At 38.8% G+C, this 17408-nt stretch carries 11 protein-coding genes; 4 read left to right on the top strand and 7 right to left on the bottom strand.

From position 1 onward, the window contains the following. The first annotated feature begins 216 nt into the window (after positions 1–216). The 4 genes from pncB to DK866_RS10215 all read left to right on the top strand — a co-directional run bounded on the left by pncB (position 217) and on the right by DK866_RS10215 (position 6166). Positions 217–1431 carry a nicotinate phosphoribosyltransferase gene (gene pncB / locus DK866_RS10230; RefSeq protein WP_109408810.1) on the top strand — a complete coding sequence of 405 codons (1215 nt, stop codon included), beginning with the start codon at positions 217–219 and terminating at the stop codon, positions 1429–1431. A 257-nt stretch (positions 1432–1688) separates the two neighbouring features. Continuing rightward, the gene (gene asnS, locus DK866_RS10225; protein WP_109408809.1) at positions 1689–3089 is read left to right on the top strand and encodes an asparagine--tRNA ligase; all 1401 of its coding nucleotides are present in this window, start codon (positions 1689–1691) and stop codon (positions 3087–3089) included. Positions 3090–3429: 340 nt separating this feature from the next. Next, complete coding sequence (locus DK866_RS10220; protein ID WP_109408808.1) at positions 3430–4527, top strand: porin; 1098 nt, start codon at positions 3430–3432, stop codon at positions 4525–4527. 448 nt (positions 4528–4975) lie between these two features. After that, positions 4976–6166: an amino acid aminotransferase gene (locus tag DK866_RS10215; protein WP_109408807.1), complete on the top strand. Its 1191-nt coding sequence runs from the start codon at positions 4976–4978 to the stop codon at positions 6164–6166. A gap of 162 nt (positions 6167–6328) precedes the next feature. On the opposite strand, the gene DK866_RS10210 is transcribed toward DK866_RS10215, so the two are convergent. The 7 genes from DK866_RS10210 to mukF form a co-directional block, all read right to left on the bottom strand. Next, on the bottom strand, positions 6329–6979 hold the full coding sequence (locus DK866_RS10210; RefSeq protein ID WP_072069661.1) for an MBL fold metallo-hydrolase: 651 nt from the start codon (positions 6977–6979) through the stop codon (positions 6329–6331). Between the two features lie 37 nt (positions 6980–7016). Next, a complete protein-coding gene (locus DK866_RS10205; RefSeq protein ID WP_072062789.1) occupies positions 7017–7565 on the bottom strand; it encodes a YcbK family protein in 549 nt (182 codons plus the stop codon). A gap of 329 nt (positions 7566–7894) precedes the next feature. Next, on the bottom strand, positions 7895–9622 hold the full coding sequence (gene ldtD, locus DK866_RS10200; RefSeq protein ID WP_109408806.1) for a L,D-transpeptidase: 1728 nt from the start codon (positions 9620–9622) through the stop codon (positions 7895–7897). A gap of 352 nt (positions 9623–9974) precedes the next feature. Further along, on the bottom strand, positions 9975–10688 hold the full coding sequence (aphA, locus tag DK866_RS10195; protein WP_109408805.1) for an acid phosphatase AphA: 714 nt from the start codon (positions 10686–10688) through the stop codon (positions 9975–9977). 225 nt (positions 10689–10913) lie between these two features. After that, positions 10914–15374, bottom strand: coding sequence for a chromosome partition protein MukB (gene mukB, locus DK866_RS10190; protein WP_109408804.1), 4461 nt, complete (start codon positions 15372–15374; stop codon positions 10914–10916). Further along, entirely contained in the window at positions 15371–16102 is a 732-nt protein-coding gene (gene mukE / locus DK866_RS10185; RefSeq protein ID WP_109408803.1) for a chromosome partition protein MukE, read from the bottom strand. Before mukE ends, mukB begins: the two co-directional genes overlap by 4 nt. Further along, on the bottom strand, positions 16083–17405 hold the full coding sequence (gene mukF, locus DK866_RS10180; protein WP_072069667.1) for a chromosome partition protein MukF: 1323 nt from the start codon (positions 17403–17405) through the stop codon (positions 16083–16085). The genes mukE and mukF overlap by 20 nt, the downstream gene beginning before the upstream one ends. Between the last annotated feature and the right edge of the window lie 3 nt (positions 17406–17408).

Raw genomic sequence — 17408 nt, 5'->3', positions numbered from 1 at the left:
TTTATTAATATATGTAATCAATTTATTTGGTAAATGATGCTAATATACTCCCAAATTATGTTTAACGTGGTAAACTCATCTAAGTTTTACAGCTTGTTTTTATGTTGCAGAGAAATATTGTTGAATAGTGACGCTTTGTCGCCATATTCGGGTATACTCTCCAACCTTAACGATTTAGCAGACATAAAAACGCTCCGTGAGGATGCTTGACGCGCTATGATTTTAGACGCTACACCGATTATTACATCACTGTTGGATACCGATGCATACAAGCTCCACATGCAACAAGCGGTTTACCATCATTATAGTGATATTCCTGTCGTTGCTGAGTTCCGTTGTCGGAGTGATGAACGTCTAGGTGAATATGCAACAACCTTACGCCATCAAGTTAACATGATGGCAGACTTGTCATTAACGAATGAAGAATTTGACTATCTTCAGAGTCTCCCTTTTTTCAAAAATGACTATCTGCAATGGTTTAAGCATTTCCGCTTTAAGCCAGAACAAGTCCATATTTCAACCACACCTGAAAACCAACTTACCATAAAAATTACAGGCCCTTGGCGTGAAGTTATTTTATGGGAAGTACCTTTGTTGGCTTTAGTGAGTGAAATTGTACATCGTGCTCGTTCACCTCAAATCACACCAGATGACGCAGTTAATCAATTACGTAAATTAATTGATATCTTCTACCGTGATGCTGCTGAACAGCAGATCGACTTAGCCGATTTTAAATTGATGGATTTTGGTACTCGTCGCCGTTTTTCTTATGATGTACAGTGCGCCATTGTGGATGAGCTGAAAAATCATTTCCCTTATCTTATTGGTACAAGTAACTATCATTTAGCAGAACGCATGCAATTAGCCCCTGTGGGTACACAAGCTCATGAGTGGTTTCAGGCGCATCAGCAGATTAGTCCAGAGCTGGCCAATAGCCAGCGAGCAGCTTTACAATCTTGGTTAGATGAATACCCCGATCAATTAGGTATTGCATTAACTGACTGTATTACGATGGATGCTTTTTTGCGTGATTTTGATAAGGACTTTGCAGAGAGTTATCAAGGTTTACGTCACGACTCTGGTGATCCTATTGAATGGGGTGAAAAAGCGATTGCGCATTATGAGAAACTGGGCATCGACCCAATGAGTAAAGTATTAGTCTTTTCTGATAGCCTCGATTTTCAAAAGGCATTAGTACTTTATAAACATTTCCATAAACGCATTCGTTTAATCTTTGGTATTGGTACTCGGCTCACTTGTAACATTCCAGAGATAACGCCACTTAATATTGTCATTAAGCTGGTGGAGTGTAATGGTAAGCCCGTTGCTAAATTATCAGATAGCCCAGGCAAAACCATTTGCGAAGACGATGATTTTGTTGACAAGCTACGCAAAGCCTTTGATGTTCCACTTGTCAAACAAGCCTGTTAATTAGCTAAAAATCTTCATTAATAAAAGAAAGGGTAATAATTACCCTTTCTTTTGTCATAACCCCTACTTTTATCAATATTTCTCCTATTTTTGTCAATTTATTTTATACAAAAGCTTTTCTCTTCTTTATTGACTCTTTAAACTAAAATTTCCTACTTGTTTCCTGCGCTATTGCAAGTAACATAGAAAAACTGTCCGACAGGGGCAGAGTGAATTAACCAAACAATTATTTTAATTAAACGAAGAGAGATTTATTTATGATCGTTGCGCCTGTAGTCGACGTACTGCAAGGCCGTATCGCGGTTGGCGAAGACGTCACCGTTCGCGGTTGGGTACGTACAAGAAGAGATTCAAAAGCTGGTATCTCATTTCTTACCGTCTATGACGGTTCCTGCTTTAATCCAGTACAGGCCATCATTAATAATAATTTACCGAATTATCAAGATGAAGTGCTGCACTTAACCACAGGTTGTTCTGTGGAAGTCACCGGTAAAATTGTTGAATCTCCGGGCCAGGGACAGAACTTTGAAATTCATGCCACCAATGTTGTTGTGGTAGGAATGGTCGATGATCCGGAAACTTATCCGATGGCCGCCAAACGTCATAGTATTGAGTACCTACGTGAAGTTGCTCACCTTCGTCCTCGTACTAACTTAATTGGTGCAGTTGCTCGTGTTCGTCACACATTAGCACAAGCACTACATCGTTTCTTCGATGAACAAGGCTTCTTCTGGGTTTCTACGCCACTGATCACTGCGGCTGATACTGAAGGTGCAGGCGAAATGTTCCGTGTCTCTACACTTGATATGAACAATCTGCCACGCACAGATAAAGGCGAAGTCGATTTCAGTGAAGACTTCTTTGGCCGTGAAGCGTTTTTAACCGTATCAGGTCAATTGAATGGTGAGACTTATGCTTCAGCATTAAGCAAAGTGTATACTTTTGGTCCAACATTCCGTGCTGAAAACTCAAATACCAGTCGTCACCTTGCTGAATTCTGGATGGTTGAGCCTGAAGTGGCATTTGCTGATCTTAACGATATCGCAGCACTTGCCGAAAAAATGCTGAAATACACCTTTGCAGCCGTATTAGCAGAGCGTAAAGATGATATGGAGTTCTTTGCACAACGTGTCGATAAAGACGCTATCTCACGCTTAGAAAACTTTATCACTTCTGATTTTGCTCAAATCGATTATACCGATGCGGTCACTGTGCTTGAAAACTGTGGTGAGAAATTTGAAAACCCAGTTTATTGGGGTGTTGACCTCTCTTCTGAGCATGAGCGTTATCTTGCAGAGAAACACTTTAAAGCACCTGTTGTTGTGAAAAACTACCCGAAAGATATCAAAGCATTCTATATGCGTATGAATGAAGACGGTAAAACAGTTGCAGCAATGGACGTATTAGCGCCGGGAATTGGTGAAATCATCGGTGGTTCTCAACGTGAAGAACGTTTAGATATGTTTGATAAACGTTTAGAAGAAATGGGAATGAACAAAGAAGACTACTGGTGGTATCGCGACCTGCGTCGTTATGGCACCGTACCTCATTCAGGATTTGGTTTAGGTTTTGAACGTTTAGTTGCTTATGTGACCGGTGTCGCAAACGTTCGTGAAGTTATTCCATTCCCACGTACACCAAGAAATGCAGATTTTTAATTTAGTGATTAATTAATATTCAACTGAAAATTTGCATTGCTGTTTTATTGTACTAGTTTTACTTAAGTGAAGAAGCCAACCGCAAGGTTGGCTTTTTTTATGCATGGCTGTTATTTAATTCAAAAGTTCCCCAAAATACACACTTTGAAATACATAGTTACAATTTGTTACACTTTTTTCGTTTTTGTAGCAAATTGGGGGTAGATAAAATTTTTTACCAATGGAACACTGTCACCCGACACAGACGACACTTAACTCTCATAAATAGTTCCATAAAAATTAAGAAACTATTTCTGGCAGTGGCAAAGGTGTCTGAATAACACCAATGAGGGTAATAATAATGATGAAGCGCAATCTTCTTGCAGTGGTAATCCCAGCTTTAATGTTTGCTGGTGCAGCAAACGCAGCTGAAATGTATAACAAAGACGGCAACAAAGTAGACATCTACGGTAAAGTTGACGTTCGTCATTACTTCGCTGATAAAGACTCAGGTGAAGACGGTGATGCATCTCGTGCACGTATCGGCTTCAAAGGCGAAACTCAAATCAATAAAGATTTAGTTGGTTTTGGTCGTTTCGAATACGAAATCCGTACAAGTAACGCTGAAGGTGACACTGATTCACGTGCTCGTTTTGCTTATGCTGGTTTCAAATTTGCTGACTACGGTTCACTAGACTACGGTCGTAACTACGGTGTAATTTACGACACCAACGCATGGACAGACGTACTGCCTTTATGGGGCGGCGACTCCATGGCACAAACTGACGTTTACATGACTAGCCGTACTACTGGTGTTTTAACTTACCGTAATACTGATATGTTCGGTTATGTTGATGGCCTGAACTTTGCTCTGCAATACCAAGGCAAAAACAACGAAAATACTATCAACAATCGTGATGGTAAAAAAGCTAATGGTGACGGCTTCGGTTTCTCTACAGCTTACAACTTAGGTTGGGGCGTAACTCTGGGTGGTGGTTATTCAAGCTCTGCTCGTACTTCTTGGCAGCAAGATAACAGCACTGCTAAAGGTTCTCGTGCAGAAGCATGGAACGTTGGTGCTAAATTCGCAGCTAACAATGTTTACTTAGCAGCGATGTACGGTGAAACTCGTAACATGACTAGCTTCAATAAAGGCATTGCTAACAAAACTCAAAACATTGAGTTAACTGCGCAGTATGACTTTGCTGATTTAGGTCTGAAACCATCTTTAGGTTATGTTCAATCTAAAGGTAAAAGTCTGAACCAAACAACAGACACTGGTATTGCTTATGTTGGTGATGAAGATTTAGTTAAATATATCTCTGTAGGTTCTTTCTACAAATTTAACAAAAACATGACTGCAGTTGTTGATTACAAAATCAACCTGCTGAAATCTGATAACAAACTGGGCATCAACGACGACAACGTAGTTGGTTTAGGTCTGACTTATCAGTTCTAATTACCGCTTAGGTAATTAAACAGTCAAGTTAATTGATTTGAAAAGCAGCACTTCGGTGTTGCTTTTTTATTTATCCCTCTACTTCCAATCTTAATCTCTTGTTATTTAGCTCGCTTTTTTCTTCTTATTCCTAATATTTTCTTTCTTTTTATTTTTTCATTGACGGTGGATCTGTTTATTTATTCACTGAAAAATATTGCCACTTCTTTATTTTTAACAATCTCAAAAAGTTTATCATACTAAACAATTATGTCTTTTTAGTGATTATTTTTACATGTTAATGTAATCACAGGATATTCACTTATTTACATCTTGATTTGCTATTTATTCTCACTTAGTTCACAACTTCTTGTTAATTTCTCTACAAACAGTTGGCAAAAAGGCCTCATAGCGTTACTCTTGATACTCATATTTCGGCTTCGTTTTGAGCTTAGGGAACAATTACACTATGTTTGAGAAAATCATTGCTGCACCAGCCGATCCTATTCTGGGTTTAGCTGATAGTTTCCGTTCTGATCCTCGTGAAAACAAAATTAACTTAGGGATTGGTGTTTACAAGGATGAAACAGGTAAAACCCCTGTTTTAACCACTGTTAAGAAAGCAGAAAAATACCTGTTAGAAAACGAAACCACTAAAAATTACCTTCCTATTAGCGGTATCCCTGAATTTGGCAATGTGACCCAAGCACTTTTGTTTGGTGAACAACACCCTATTATCACTGAAAAACGCGCACGTACAGCACAAGCTCCAGGTGGTACAGGTGCTTTGCGTATTGCTGCTGATTTTATTGCTCAACAAACCACGGCAAAACGCGTCTGGATAAGTAATCCAACTTGGCCTAACCATAATAATATTTTCCAAACTGCAGGTCTTGAGATCTGTAATTATGATTATTATGATGCAGAAAATCGCGGGCTAGATTTTGACGGTATGTTAGCTAGTCTCGCAAATGCGCAAGCAGGTGACGTTGTCTTATTCCATGGTTGCTGCCATAACCCAAGTGGTATTGATCCAACAGAAGAACAATGGCGCCAATTAGCTGAACTATCAGCAGAAAAAGGCTGGTTACCTGTTTTTGACTTTGCATATCAAGGTTTTGCTCGTGGTCTTGAAGAAGATGCACAAGGCTTACGCCTATTTGCAGAAAAAAATTCTGAGCTTATTGTTGCTAGTTCATATTCTAAAAACTTCGGTCTTTATAATGAACGTGTAGGTGCATGTACCATTGTCACCAAAGATAGCGACACTGCTGAAAAAGCCTTTAGCCAAGCAAAAGCAATTATTCGTGCCAACTATTCAAACCCACCAGCACACGGTGCTTCAGTAGTAACAACTATTCTTTCTAATCCAGAGTTAAAAGAAGAATGGATTGAAGAGCTAACAACCATGCGCGAACGTATTCAGCGTATGCGTCAATTGTTAGTGACGACACTACAAGAAAAAGGTGCTAAGCAAGACTTTAGCTTTATTATTGACCAAAATGGTATGTTCTCATTTAGTGGTTTAAATAAAGAGCAAGTTGAGCGTTTACGCGCTGAATACGGTATTTATATCGTAGGCTCAGGTCGTATTAACGTAGCTGGTTTAACTCTTGAGAATATGGTTCCACTATGTGAAGCCATTGTTGCTGTGCTCTAATTGCCGTCTAAAGCGTAATTAAGATAAATGCCACGTTATATTTAAATAACGTGGCATTTTTATTTACAATCAAAGAAATACAAATCTCATTTTTTGCTGATAAAAAAGCTCTTTATAATAAAGAGCTTTCATATTTATTCGCTTATAGCCACTATTACCAGATCACCAGATTGGCATTTCATCTTGTAAAAACGGATTGTATTGGCGCTCATGACCTAAATTAGACATAGGGCCATGTCCCGGAATAAACAGATAATCATCACCTAAAGGTAAGACTTTATTTTTGATTGATGCAATAAGATCGGCATGGTTTCCACGCGGGAAATCGGTACGACCAATACTTTCTTTAAATAAAACATCACCCATTGAAATGAGTTTATTCTGGTGGTTAACAAAAATAATATGTCCTGGTGTATGACCAGGGCAATGTAAAACAGATAACGAAATTGTTTTACCGATTGTCACGGTATCACCCTCATTTAACCAACTATCTGGTGTAAATGATTTTCCACAAGGAAAATTAAACATACGACACTGTTGTTCTAATTCTTCAAGTAGAAAACTATCATCTTTATGTGGCCCATAAACAGGAACATTAAAATGCTCAACAATTTGAGAGGTGCCTGCAATATGATCAAAGTGTCCGTGTGTTAATAATACTTTGGTTAATGTTAATTGGCGGGCTTCGATTTCTGCAATAAGCGTTTCGACATCTCCACCAGGATCAACAATTGCCGCTTCCTTCGTTTCATCACACCAAATAAGGGTGCAATTTTGCATATAGTTTGTCACAGGTACAATGTGATACATCATGAATCACTCCACTCTCTATTAACTAATTCTCAATAGATTACCATGAGCGAACAGGTCCTGTATCAATATGCACAAAATTACTTCTCGGATAATATCCAACACCACCCGCTTTCATTCTTAGCGCCACTTGACGAACTTTTGAAAGTTCTGTGCCTACTAAGCGAAAATCCATTGCTTGTCCGCGAGTATGGTAGCTTTTCTTAGCGACACCACTGCTGCTTTGGCGCAAATTATTATTGGTCACTAAAGAGCGATAACCTGAAATAAGTTCAACGGGTTTATTGTTATTCAACATTACTTGCAGTAAATAGATTTGGTCAAACAGGGCGGGATCAATCGTTTTAATTTTATTTTGTCGGTAATCTCTAAACAAATGGTTTAGTTTAGCAAGTTCATGTTTATTATAACGTTTTCCATCAAAAAACTCGGCTTTAATAGTTTCACCAGTATTTAAATTATTAAAGCGAAGAATTTTTGGGCGAGGTGTCGCTAATGAAGCAAAAGCATGAGAAGGCAATAAACCTAACCCCACTGCGGCCATACCGAGCCCCAGCCACTTACGGCGGTGTGAATCAATAATATCCATAGTATATGCACTCAAAAAATTATTTCAGGAGGAAGAACCTTTATTATGACAATATTTTTCCCGAATTGTTTCTTATGGTTTGTATAGTATTGTAAATAACGATTCATTTTAATTTATCAGCATTTCAAATCTTATTAATTTAGTTATTTATACTAAAGACTCTTTTTATCATTCTATTTTTAATAGAAATTTTAAAAATATTTTGTATATTTATTACTCTTTCATTTTTCTTATTAAAAAATACAATATATAAAAATATCTCATTGATTTATATATAAATAAATGGCAGCCAATTTAGCCACCCTTTATTCAATTTATACTTTTTTATATTACAAGTATTTCTTAATATTCTCTAAATAAGGTTGGGCATTTGAAATGCTTTTGTCATAACCATAAATATCTGCACGATATTGAGGTGCATTTTCCTGCGCTACCCATGCGGTTTGATAATATAAATAAACTGGGATACGTTCAGGAATTGGGGCATATTGTGTTGAACCACGTTTTAATGCCGCATCAATTCTATCTTGTTTCCATCCTGCATCACTCAATAAAATTGAAGCAAGCTCAGAGGCTTTATTTACACGAATACAACCTGAACTGATTGCTCTCATGTTTTTTGAGAATAATGAATGATTTGGAGTGTCATGCAGATATATCGCATCTGAATTTGGCATATTAAATTTATAACGCCCTAATGAGTTTGTTGGCCCTGGAGCCTGCCAAATTCGGTAAGGGAAGTTATTTGCGCTCATATTTTGCCAATCAATGTCATAAGGGTTAATAGGATAAGCATCATTCCCCCACCCTGAATAAATGGTATATCCCTTACGACTAAAGTAGCTAGGATCAGCTTTACCTCTAGGCACAATATCTTTACGTGTCATGCTTGTTGGCACATTCCAAGGTGGATTAACCACTACGTTGTTCAGCGCGCTGCTCATAATCGGCGTTTTTCTATCTGGTCTGCCAACAATCACTTTTGAATCAAGAATAAGCTCATTATTGGCATAAAAATAGAGTGAAAAATCAGGAATATTCACCCAAATTCCAGTATCACCTATGGCCGGTGTTAACCGAAGGCGTTGAATATTTAATGCCATAATACTGGCACGTTGTGCGGGGGTTATATTCAACCACACTCGCGTTTGTCGCCCTATAACACCATCTGGTTCTAACCCATGAGCCGTTTGAAATAATTTAACAGCCGCAACTAAAGGCGCATCATAAACAGTTGTTGCAATTTCTTGTTCATTTTCTGCTAATTCAGGGATCAGTTTTAAATGGCGCAAAATTTGTCTAAGTGCTAAGACTTCTTCAGAGGATTGATTTGGCTTTAATGATCCTGTTCCTTTCATTTCAGGCCAAACAACCGCACTATGTAATTGCTTGCGCACTTCTTCTTTCATTAAACTGTAATAAGGGTGAGAAGGTGCATAAGAAATAACGAAACTGCCTAAAGTGTTATTTTGAATATTTTGTTGTAGATCAACCACGAATTTATCCGATGGTGATGGCAAAGTTTGTGTAGCATTTCGATACAGTAAAGATGCACCTGATTTATTCACTTGCTCAACAAAACTGATATAACCAAGAAATGCGTCTGATAAAATAATATCACGCCCTTCTTTTGTTAACTCTGGTGTTTCTAATTGTACTAACCATTGCCCAAATTGAGGCTGAATACCTGAAATAGCCACTTCTGCAATTTGTTCTTGTAATTGCTGTGCGATTTTTTCATCTTGCCAAATAAGTACGAGGTTATTCGCTTGGTAGACTTTTACCAGTTGAGTTAAATATGATGGTTTATATCCTATCGGGAGCCACGACTGTAACTTTGCTTTTGCCTCTAACTCAGTCACTTGTGGGATATTCATTGCCACATTGACGGGTGCTAGCATCGTTTCATTAATGACAGGCACTAATGTCTCAGTTTCTGTTTCGGGTGTAGATAACACAACTGATTCAGTCTCAGTTGCCACAGCGTAATGCCCTGAAAGCAGTGTGCCTATAACAACTGAATATGCGATTGCTCTTTTAATTGGTTGGTGCGCCATAAATCCTCTACCCTCATCCCTTATTATTATTTTGGTATCCTAGAATATTAGATGAGCTTGGAAAAGAGTTTTATAGGAATAAACTAATATTTTTAAAGTTTTATAAACCCTTGATGGGAATTTGATTTTATTTAATCATAAAAAGACTACTTTGCTGTTTTTATATTCACAATATTATTTTATATGGAAAAATAACCGAAGGGTAAAAAAACAGACAAATAAAAGTAAGCGTTTTATAGAAATTAAGAATTAAAATTTGCTAAATAAATTTATTTAAATGAAAGGTATTTTTAGATAGAAAAAAGGCGTAGTTTCCTACGCCTTACAAATAAAGGTAAACAAAGGGTAAAAATTAATATTCTGAATTGATAACGACTTCTTCACCAAACTGACCTGCTTTTGGCAGTGGTTGGTAAGAAGAGTTAGCTGCGCGCAGAATACGAATACCACGGATATTCAGTTCATCTGCTGCTGCGATATCGGCATCAGCATCACCGTAGTAAATTTTCAGTTTATGATCACGCATCCAGCTTACTTTATTATTTGCGCCTGGTTGGTCACCCGCGAAAATAACAGGTTGCATTTTATCAGCTGGGATATTTAAACCTTCTTGAACATATTTGGTCACAGTCTCAGTTTTAGTTTGAGTACGACCAGTAATGAAATAAACAGTATCACCACGTTTTAAGTGCATTTGAACAAGATCGATACCGACTTGTTTAGGCATACTGAATTTATCCCACTCGTTATTCATTTTTTCCCAGAACTCTGGGTTTTTCAGATAACTGAAATCATTTGGAGAATATTCTAGTTTACCGCGGTAAAAACCTGGGCTTGAGAATAAAACAGTATCATCAATATCAAAACCAACAGCCATTGGTGCTTGACCAGCTAAACTTTTCTCGATTTCTGCAACAGAAACCCAATTAATTGGTTGTTGTTGTGCTAATTGAGCAACAGTAACACCTGGGTTTACAACTTCTGGCATATGAACTTTTGCCATTGCCGCGCCATTTAAACTTAACGCTAAAGCAATTGCACTAAAAGCTAACGTGACTTTACGCATTTTCTTTCCTTTAATTTTTATATTAATCACATACGGCAACAATCATAGACATCACGCTTACATTTAAATGAGATATAGCGCACGTTATATCATTTAAATTTTCATCTTTTTGTTAATTTACTTTCATTTTTTGATCTATCTAACACTTTGAAAAAAGAAAGCACTATGAGTATATGCCCGTAGTGCCTTCTATTTGCCTATTTGTAGCTGATTACCCAAATAAAATTATTCTGTTATTTCAGCAACATTTGATGATGCAATTTTATCTTTTTCTGCGTATTGACCAAAACCTTTTAAACCGACAACGTGAACATGTTCTGTACCATTGAACACTTTACGAACGAGTTTATAAGTCGTACCTTTTTCTGGACTGATATTTTCTGGTGCTGCAATGATTAATTGCATATCTAAACGATCACAAAGTTCGAATAGCGTTGCAATAGATTTAGCATCCAAACGCGCAGCTTCATCGAGGAAAAGCAAACGACAAGGGGAAATATCTTTTCCTCTTAAGCGTCGAGATTCTTCTTCCCAACTTTGTACAACCATCACCAAAATTGACATACCAGTACCAATCGCTTCACCGGTTGATAACGCGCCACTTTCCGCTTTTAACCACCCTTCTGGCCCACGATTAACCTCGACATCCATTTCTAAATAATTACGATAATCTAACAGCTCCTCTCCCACTGTTTGTGGCATACGTTGCCCAATATCTACTTGTGGATTTAAGCGTTGATAGAGCTTAGCCATCGCTTCAGAGAAAGTAAGGTTTTGGTTTTTAAATAAGTCTTGGTATTGATTATCTTCTTCTGATAACACATCAAGAAGCACTTGATGACTTTCACGAATATTGACGTTAAGTCGAACACCTCGCACTTGGCCAAATGAAACCGCTTGTAAACCTTGGTTTAGCATACGGATACGGTTTTGCTCTCGTTGGATAGTTTTGCGAATAATATTCGCGACACTTCGTGAGCTAATCGCTAATTTCTGTTCACGGCTTGTCAGTTCTTCCGTTAAGCGAGCAAGCTCAATTTCCATCTGTTCAATTGCATCAACTGGATCATCGGTTTTAATGATATCTTGGCGAATACGCTCTCTTAAATGCTGATATACCGCAATAAAGAACTGAACTTTACGATCAGGATATTTAGCATCTTCAGAACGACGTAATGCATCACGTAAATATTCATTATCAGCAACCGCTTGACGTAATGCACCTAGCGCCTTATCCGACATTGAACGTAATTCATCAGCAGAAAGGTAAGCGAAGTCTCGGCGATGTAAACGACGTTCCATGCCATTTTCTTTCACCAATCGCATCACAGCACACCAACCCGCTTTTGCACTCACAACATGCTCTCGGATTTGAGTGTAATCACGCTCAAGTTTACGAATTTTTTTGGTCAGATTATCACGTTCGGCTTCACTAAGTGCGATATCGCGTTCAAGTTGGCTAATACGAGTACGGTTAGCACTAACTGCAGAATAACGTTGATCTCGTAGTTCTTTTGCTCTTACTTCTGCTCCAACATCAATATGTATTCCCGTATCACGCATCTCTTGCTCAAGCTCTCTAAGCAATTCAGATTTAGTATCAAAAGAACTCTTTAATGATGCGAGCACTTGATTAAATTGAGCACACTGTGCTTGTTGTTGGCGATAAAGCTCCCTTGCTGTAGCGCGTTCAGTCTCTGCCATCTCTAAACGGTGGCGTAGCTTCTCATTAAGATCACTATTTTCGCTCACAATCTCAACAGCATCGCTATAACTAAAATGCGCACGACGTTGTACTACTTCTACCAGCAAGAAAGCTTGTTGTTGATAACGTTGTTGCTCTGCTTTTGCTTGTTCGTAGTCTTGCGCTAATTGCTCGTGCTCTTGTGGGTCACTTTGCAAAATTGACGCAATAGGCTCTAGGGTTGCGAGTGCTTTTTCATGACGCTGTAAGTGGCGCATAGACTCTTCAGCGGCATACAGCTCTTCACGTAGCTCTTCAACACGGTCAATCAATGTTTCATCCATCAAGATATTCACTTGAGGGATCAGTTTATTAAGCAAATTCAGTGATTCTTTGGCACGAGCATAATGTTGGCGTTGCTGCTGAGTGCTTTCTTCATACTGTGCTAATGCTCTTTCTAGCTCATTACGTCTTTGATTAAGCTGGCGGATATCCTCTTCAGGATCAGCTTCAAAAGCAACTGAAATATGTTGCCCAACAAATTGGCTAAAGGCATGGTGTGCACGTTGAATTTTTTGCACATCAAAAGCTTGCGTTGCATAAATTTCAGAAAGCTCATCACGTTGATGAGATAATATTTCTAATTGATTTTCACGCGCAGCACGACCAAAAAGTGGGATCTCAGGGTAGCGAGAATAACGCCATTGTCTATCTGAGCTTTTGATAAGAACCGCTTTATCCATCTCTTGTGCATTAAACACACTGTCATCGAAAGATTGAGGATCGCCTTCGATAAAATAGAGATCTTCTGGGCAATCTTCTAATGTTTCTAATTGAGCCTGAACAAGAGATAGATCTTGTACAACGATGGCATGACGTGCAGGGCCATATAACGCTGAGAAATAAGGTGCATCATCTAATGTAATATCATCATAAATCTCTGATAATAAAACCCCATTAAAACGCTCTGCTAACGTAATTAACCGTCCATCTTCAGCACCACTTGGCTGACTTAAACGTTCAATTTGCGCTTCAATTTGTTGTTTGCGTGTTGCTGTTTCATCACGTAATACGGTGGCTTCACGCTCTTTTTCAAGTAACTGTTGCATATATTCTGTTACTTGATGACCCGTTTCAAAAGATTGACGAGTTTGCTCACACAGTTGCGTTAATGCATCTTGTGCCGCAAGCCATGCTGGGGCTTGTTTTTTTAGCTTTTCAATTTGTTGTTTGAGTTGATCCAGCTCTTGGCGCATTTGCATACGATGTTCGCCAGACTCATTAACATAATCGCTAAGCTCTTCAATTTTAGCTTCTAGCTCATCTTGTAAAATTAACAGATCATCTGGCTCCATCGATTTGCCATGATGTTTGTTAAACTCTTCAAGTTGGCGTTGAGCATTGTTTCGCTGATGTAAACGTTGCTCTAATTCTGCTAATTGCATACGAATAGGATGAACCCTATCCGCTTGGTGTCGATGCGAAGACCATTCGCGTAATGCCGTTTTGGCGGCACTCCAAGCATCTTTACGATCAACCTCACCAACAATGGCGCTAACCAATTTATAAGCTTGATCAAACTGTGTTTTCGCTGCTTCAGAAACATTAAGTTTCTGTTCCATTGAAAGTAGTGAATGGGTAATGGTTTGAATTTTTGCTTGAATACGTTCAGCCCACTGATCAGCATTACTTTCATCTAAATCAGCAATATCACATTGTGCTTTAGCACGCTCTAAAGCCTGTACAGCTTGGCGATATTGGATAGCGCGTGTTTGTTGTACATCTAATGCTTGCTGATAGTCTGCTAACTGATTTTTCAGTTCATCGACTTCTTCTTCTGCTGATTCTACACGTGCTTCAAGTTCTTCTTTCTTAGACGCAGCTTCTTCAACAACTTCACTTTGTTCTTCTAAGCGAAAAGTTATTTCTTCCACATCGGCAACATAACGGTCAATTTTTTCTTGTTGACGAACCGCATTTTGCACTAGGTTTAATCGGTCACTTGCTGCTTGATAATCCGCTTCAAGATCAGAAGAAAGTGCTTGTTGCTCTTCCAGCTCTTTACCCATTTCAACAAAACGATATGCCTCGTTATTAATGGATTTTCTCTGGCTCCATAATTCACGGCGAACTTCTAATGCTTCATCAAGATGAACCCGTCGCTCATTTGCATGACGCATATAGTCTGCTGCAACATAAGATGTTGCTTCTGTGATCAGGTGTTTAAATAAATCACGATCTGATTGTGTGACACGAATAGCTTCAAGCGTCATACGGTTTTCCCGTAATGCGCCTTCCATGTCTTGGAATGCTTTTCTGACTCCGCTATTTTCAGGTAATAAGTAATCACGTAAAGAACGAGTGATCGCACTTGAAATACCACCATATAACGAGGCTTCAATTAAACGATAAAATTTGGCACGATCACTGGCTGACCGCAAGCGTTTAGGGATCACCCCTAAATCGAACATCACTGCATGGAAGTCAGTAATTGAATTAAATTGTCTGAAAACAACTCCATCAATGGCTTCAACTTTTTCTTTTAATTCATTGAGTGGTAAAACCCGTGCTTGGCGATCTGCAACAGCTTGAGTCAGAATTTCTGTCGGGTTTTCTGCCATCGGCAGCCCTTGGATCATAAAGGGTTTGATATCAACTTTTTTATCGCGACCAGCAATCTGCTGTAAACGCACCCCTACCACAGCACGTAAATGACGTGAGTTGATCACATCTAATACAGCGTAACAGACGCCGGGACGTAACTTCCCATATAAACCTTTATCACGAGAACCACTTGTTGATCCCGCTTCGGTGGTATTACGAAAGTGCAGTAAAGTCAGATCAGGGATCATTGCTGTGATAAATGCGGCCATAGTGGTTGATTTACCAGCACCGTTCCCGCCTGATAATGTCGTCACCAATTCATCTAAGTCAAAAGTGCGAGCAAAGAACCCATTCCAGTTGATCAGTGTTAATGAGCGAAATTTTCCACGTTCAATCATTTATTTTCTTCCTCCGCACCATCTTCACCTGATTGTAATTGCTCATCTTCATTTTCTTCATCATCATTTGGTGTCTCTGATCCTGTATCAAGCGCCATCGCTTCACCATCACGGATCATTCGCATTTGAGCTTCCAATGGTGAATCGCCACTGCGCACATCAGCACCAAAGCGGAACACTGATTCTGTTATTGAAAAACGCTGCAAGTCATTTAATAAGAATGAGATCATACCTAAACGACGTAAACGATTCAGAGAGGTTCTCATTTTTTCTTGCAGTTTTTGCAAATCAAGATCAGAACCGGTGGAACGCTGATTCACTAAACGTAATAATTTATTTTCATCTGCTAGTGTTCTTAATTCATCGAATAGCTCTTGAACAGTAAATATACCCTGATTCGCTAATCGCTCTGGGCTAAGATAGAGATAACAAAGAATTTTCCCCACCAGCATATCCATTTCAGACAGTACAGAACGAGGAATAAGCGTAGTTGAGCGAGGACGTAAATAGAAGAAGCCTTCTGGAGCTCGGATTAATTCAACATTATAACGCGCATAAAAATCTGACAATTCATCTTGAAAGTCCATCAAGAAAGCATGATTATCCAGAGAATCTATACCAATATGTCGACCGGCACGTAACTGGCTATCCAGTTCAGGAAAAAGTGAGTTCGCTAATGCCTGCGCCAGCTTTGCTGGCATAAATTGTTCAGTATGTATCGATGACATGCGCTTGTACCTTAGCTCCATATTCGTTAATTTCTGACCATTTTGCAGGTAATCCTGCGAGCTCAGCTTTTGCTACACCTAATCGTACCGCCTGATCAATCACAATACGGGCAACATCAAAATGTTTCTGCTGCGGGTAACGATCAAGGTATTCAACTAATACTGAACTGAGATCTAATGCTCTTTGCTCTAATTTGTAAGAAGCAAGCTCTTGCTCTACCCATTGCGCTATTTGTTCATTCACTTCACTGAACATTTGATATTCGAGTTCTTCAGGTAATTCACCTGTAACTTCTTCATCTCGTAAAGTCAGTTCTTCATCACGCATATCATACAACCTATCTGCATTAGCGTAAGTTAATGCCCATGGGCTGTCGAAATAGTTTTGTACTGATTGACGTAATCGACGAGAGAATATACGGTTTTTATCCATGTCAATCGCAGTACGAATAAATTTATGGACGTGTCTATCATAGCCAATCCATAAATCAATAGATTGCTGACCCCAACTAATAATACGGTCTAGCTTACTTTGTAGCTCAAATACTAACGTATCTATTTGATCAACATGACCCGTATTCATGTTTGCTTCTTGAATACGCAATAGATTGGCTTGAAGTTTATCACCCGCGGCTTCAAGCGTATCTTGTAGCTCTCTTAATGTGCCAGAAGTTTCAGATAACAGTTGTTCACAGCTTGATATAGCAGCTTGCCAGTCTTGATTTAATAATGCCGCAATATCTTCTTTTACTGTATTTTGCTGTTCATCCATAATTCGCTGTGACAAATCAATGCTATCGAAAATTTCTGCAACTGAATATTTCAGTGGCGCAAAAACATTACGATGCCAATGATATTCATCGCCGCCATCTTCAGCAGAACTTGCAGCTGAATCGAGTTCTCCCGCTACAATAGATAACTGCATAGATAAACGTAACGATGAAAACTCACGTTGACGAATATAATAATCACTAATTCCAATACCTAACGGCGTTAACCGATATATTGCATTACCTTCTACCAATTCACTGGTAAAACGGTTAAAAAGACGCTGCTTAACCATATCATTAATGGCATTATTGGCACGAACTTGAATTGATTCTGCGGGTTGTTCAAAGCCTTTACAGACCTCTCTAAAGGCGTCAATTAACTCCCCTTCACTAATTTCGCCATCAAGGCGTTCACTGTTTAATACAGCGACTGCCATCAAAAAAGCTAATCTTTCAGGTGGCAGTGAGATTGAGAAATCATTTTTTCTCGCCCAAGACACTAACTCAGGAACGGTCTGGGTAAAATCACTCATAGT

Source organism: Proteus genomosp. 4 str. ATCC 51469, assembly GCF_003144375.1.
GTDB lineage: Bacteria > Pseudomonadota > Gammaproteobacteria > Enterobacterales > Enterobacteriaceae > Proteus.
This window is presented reverse-complemented; position numbering and strand designations above follow the sequence as displayed.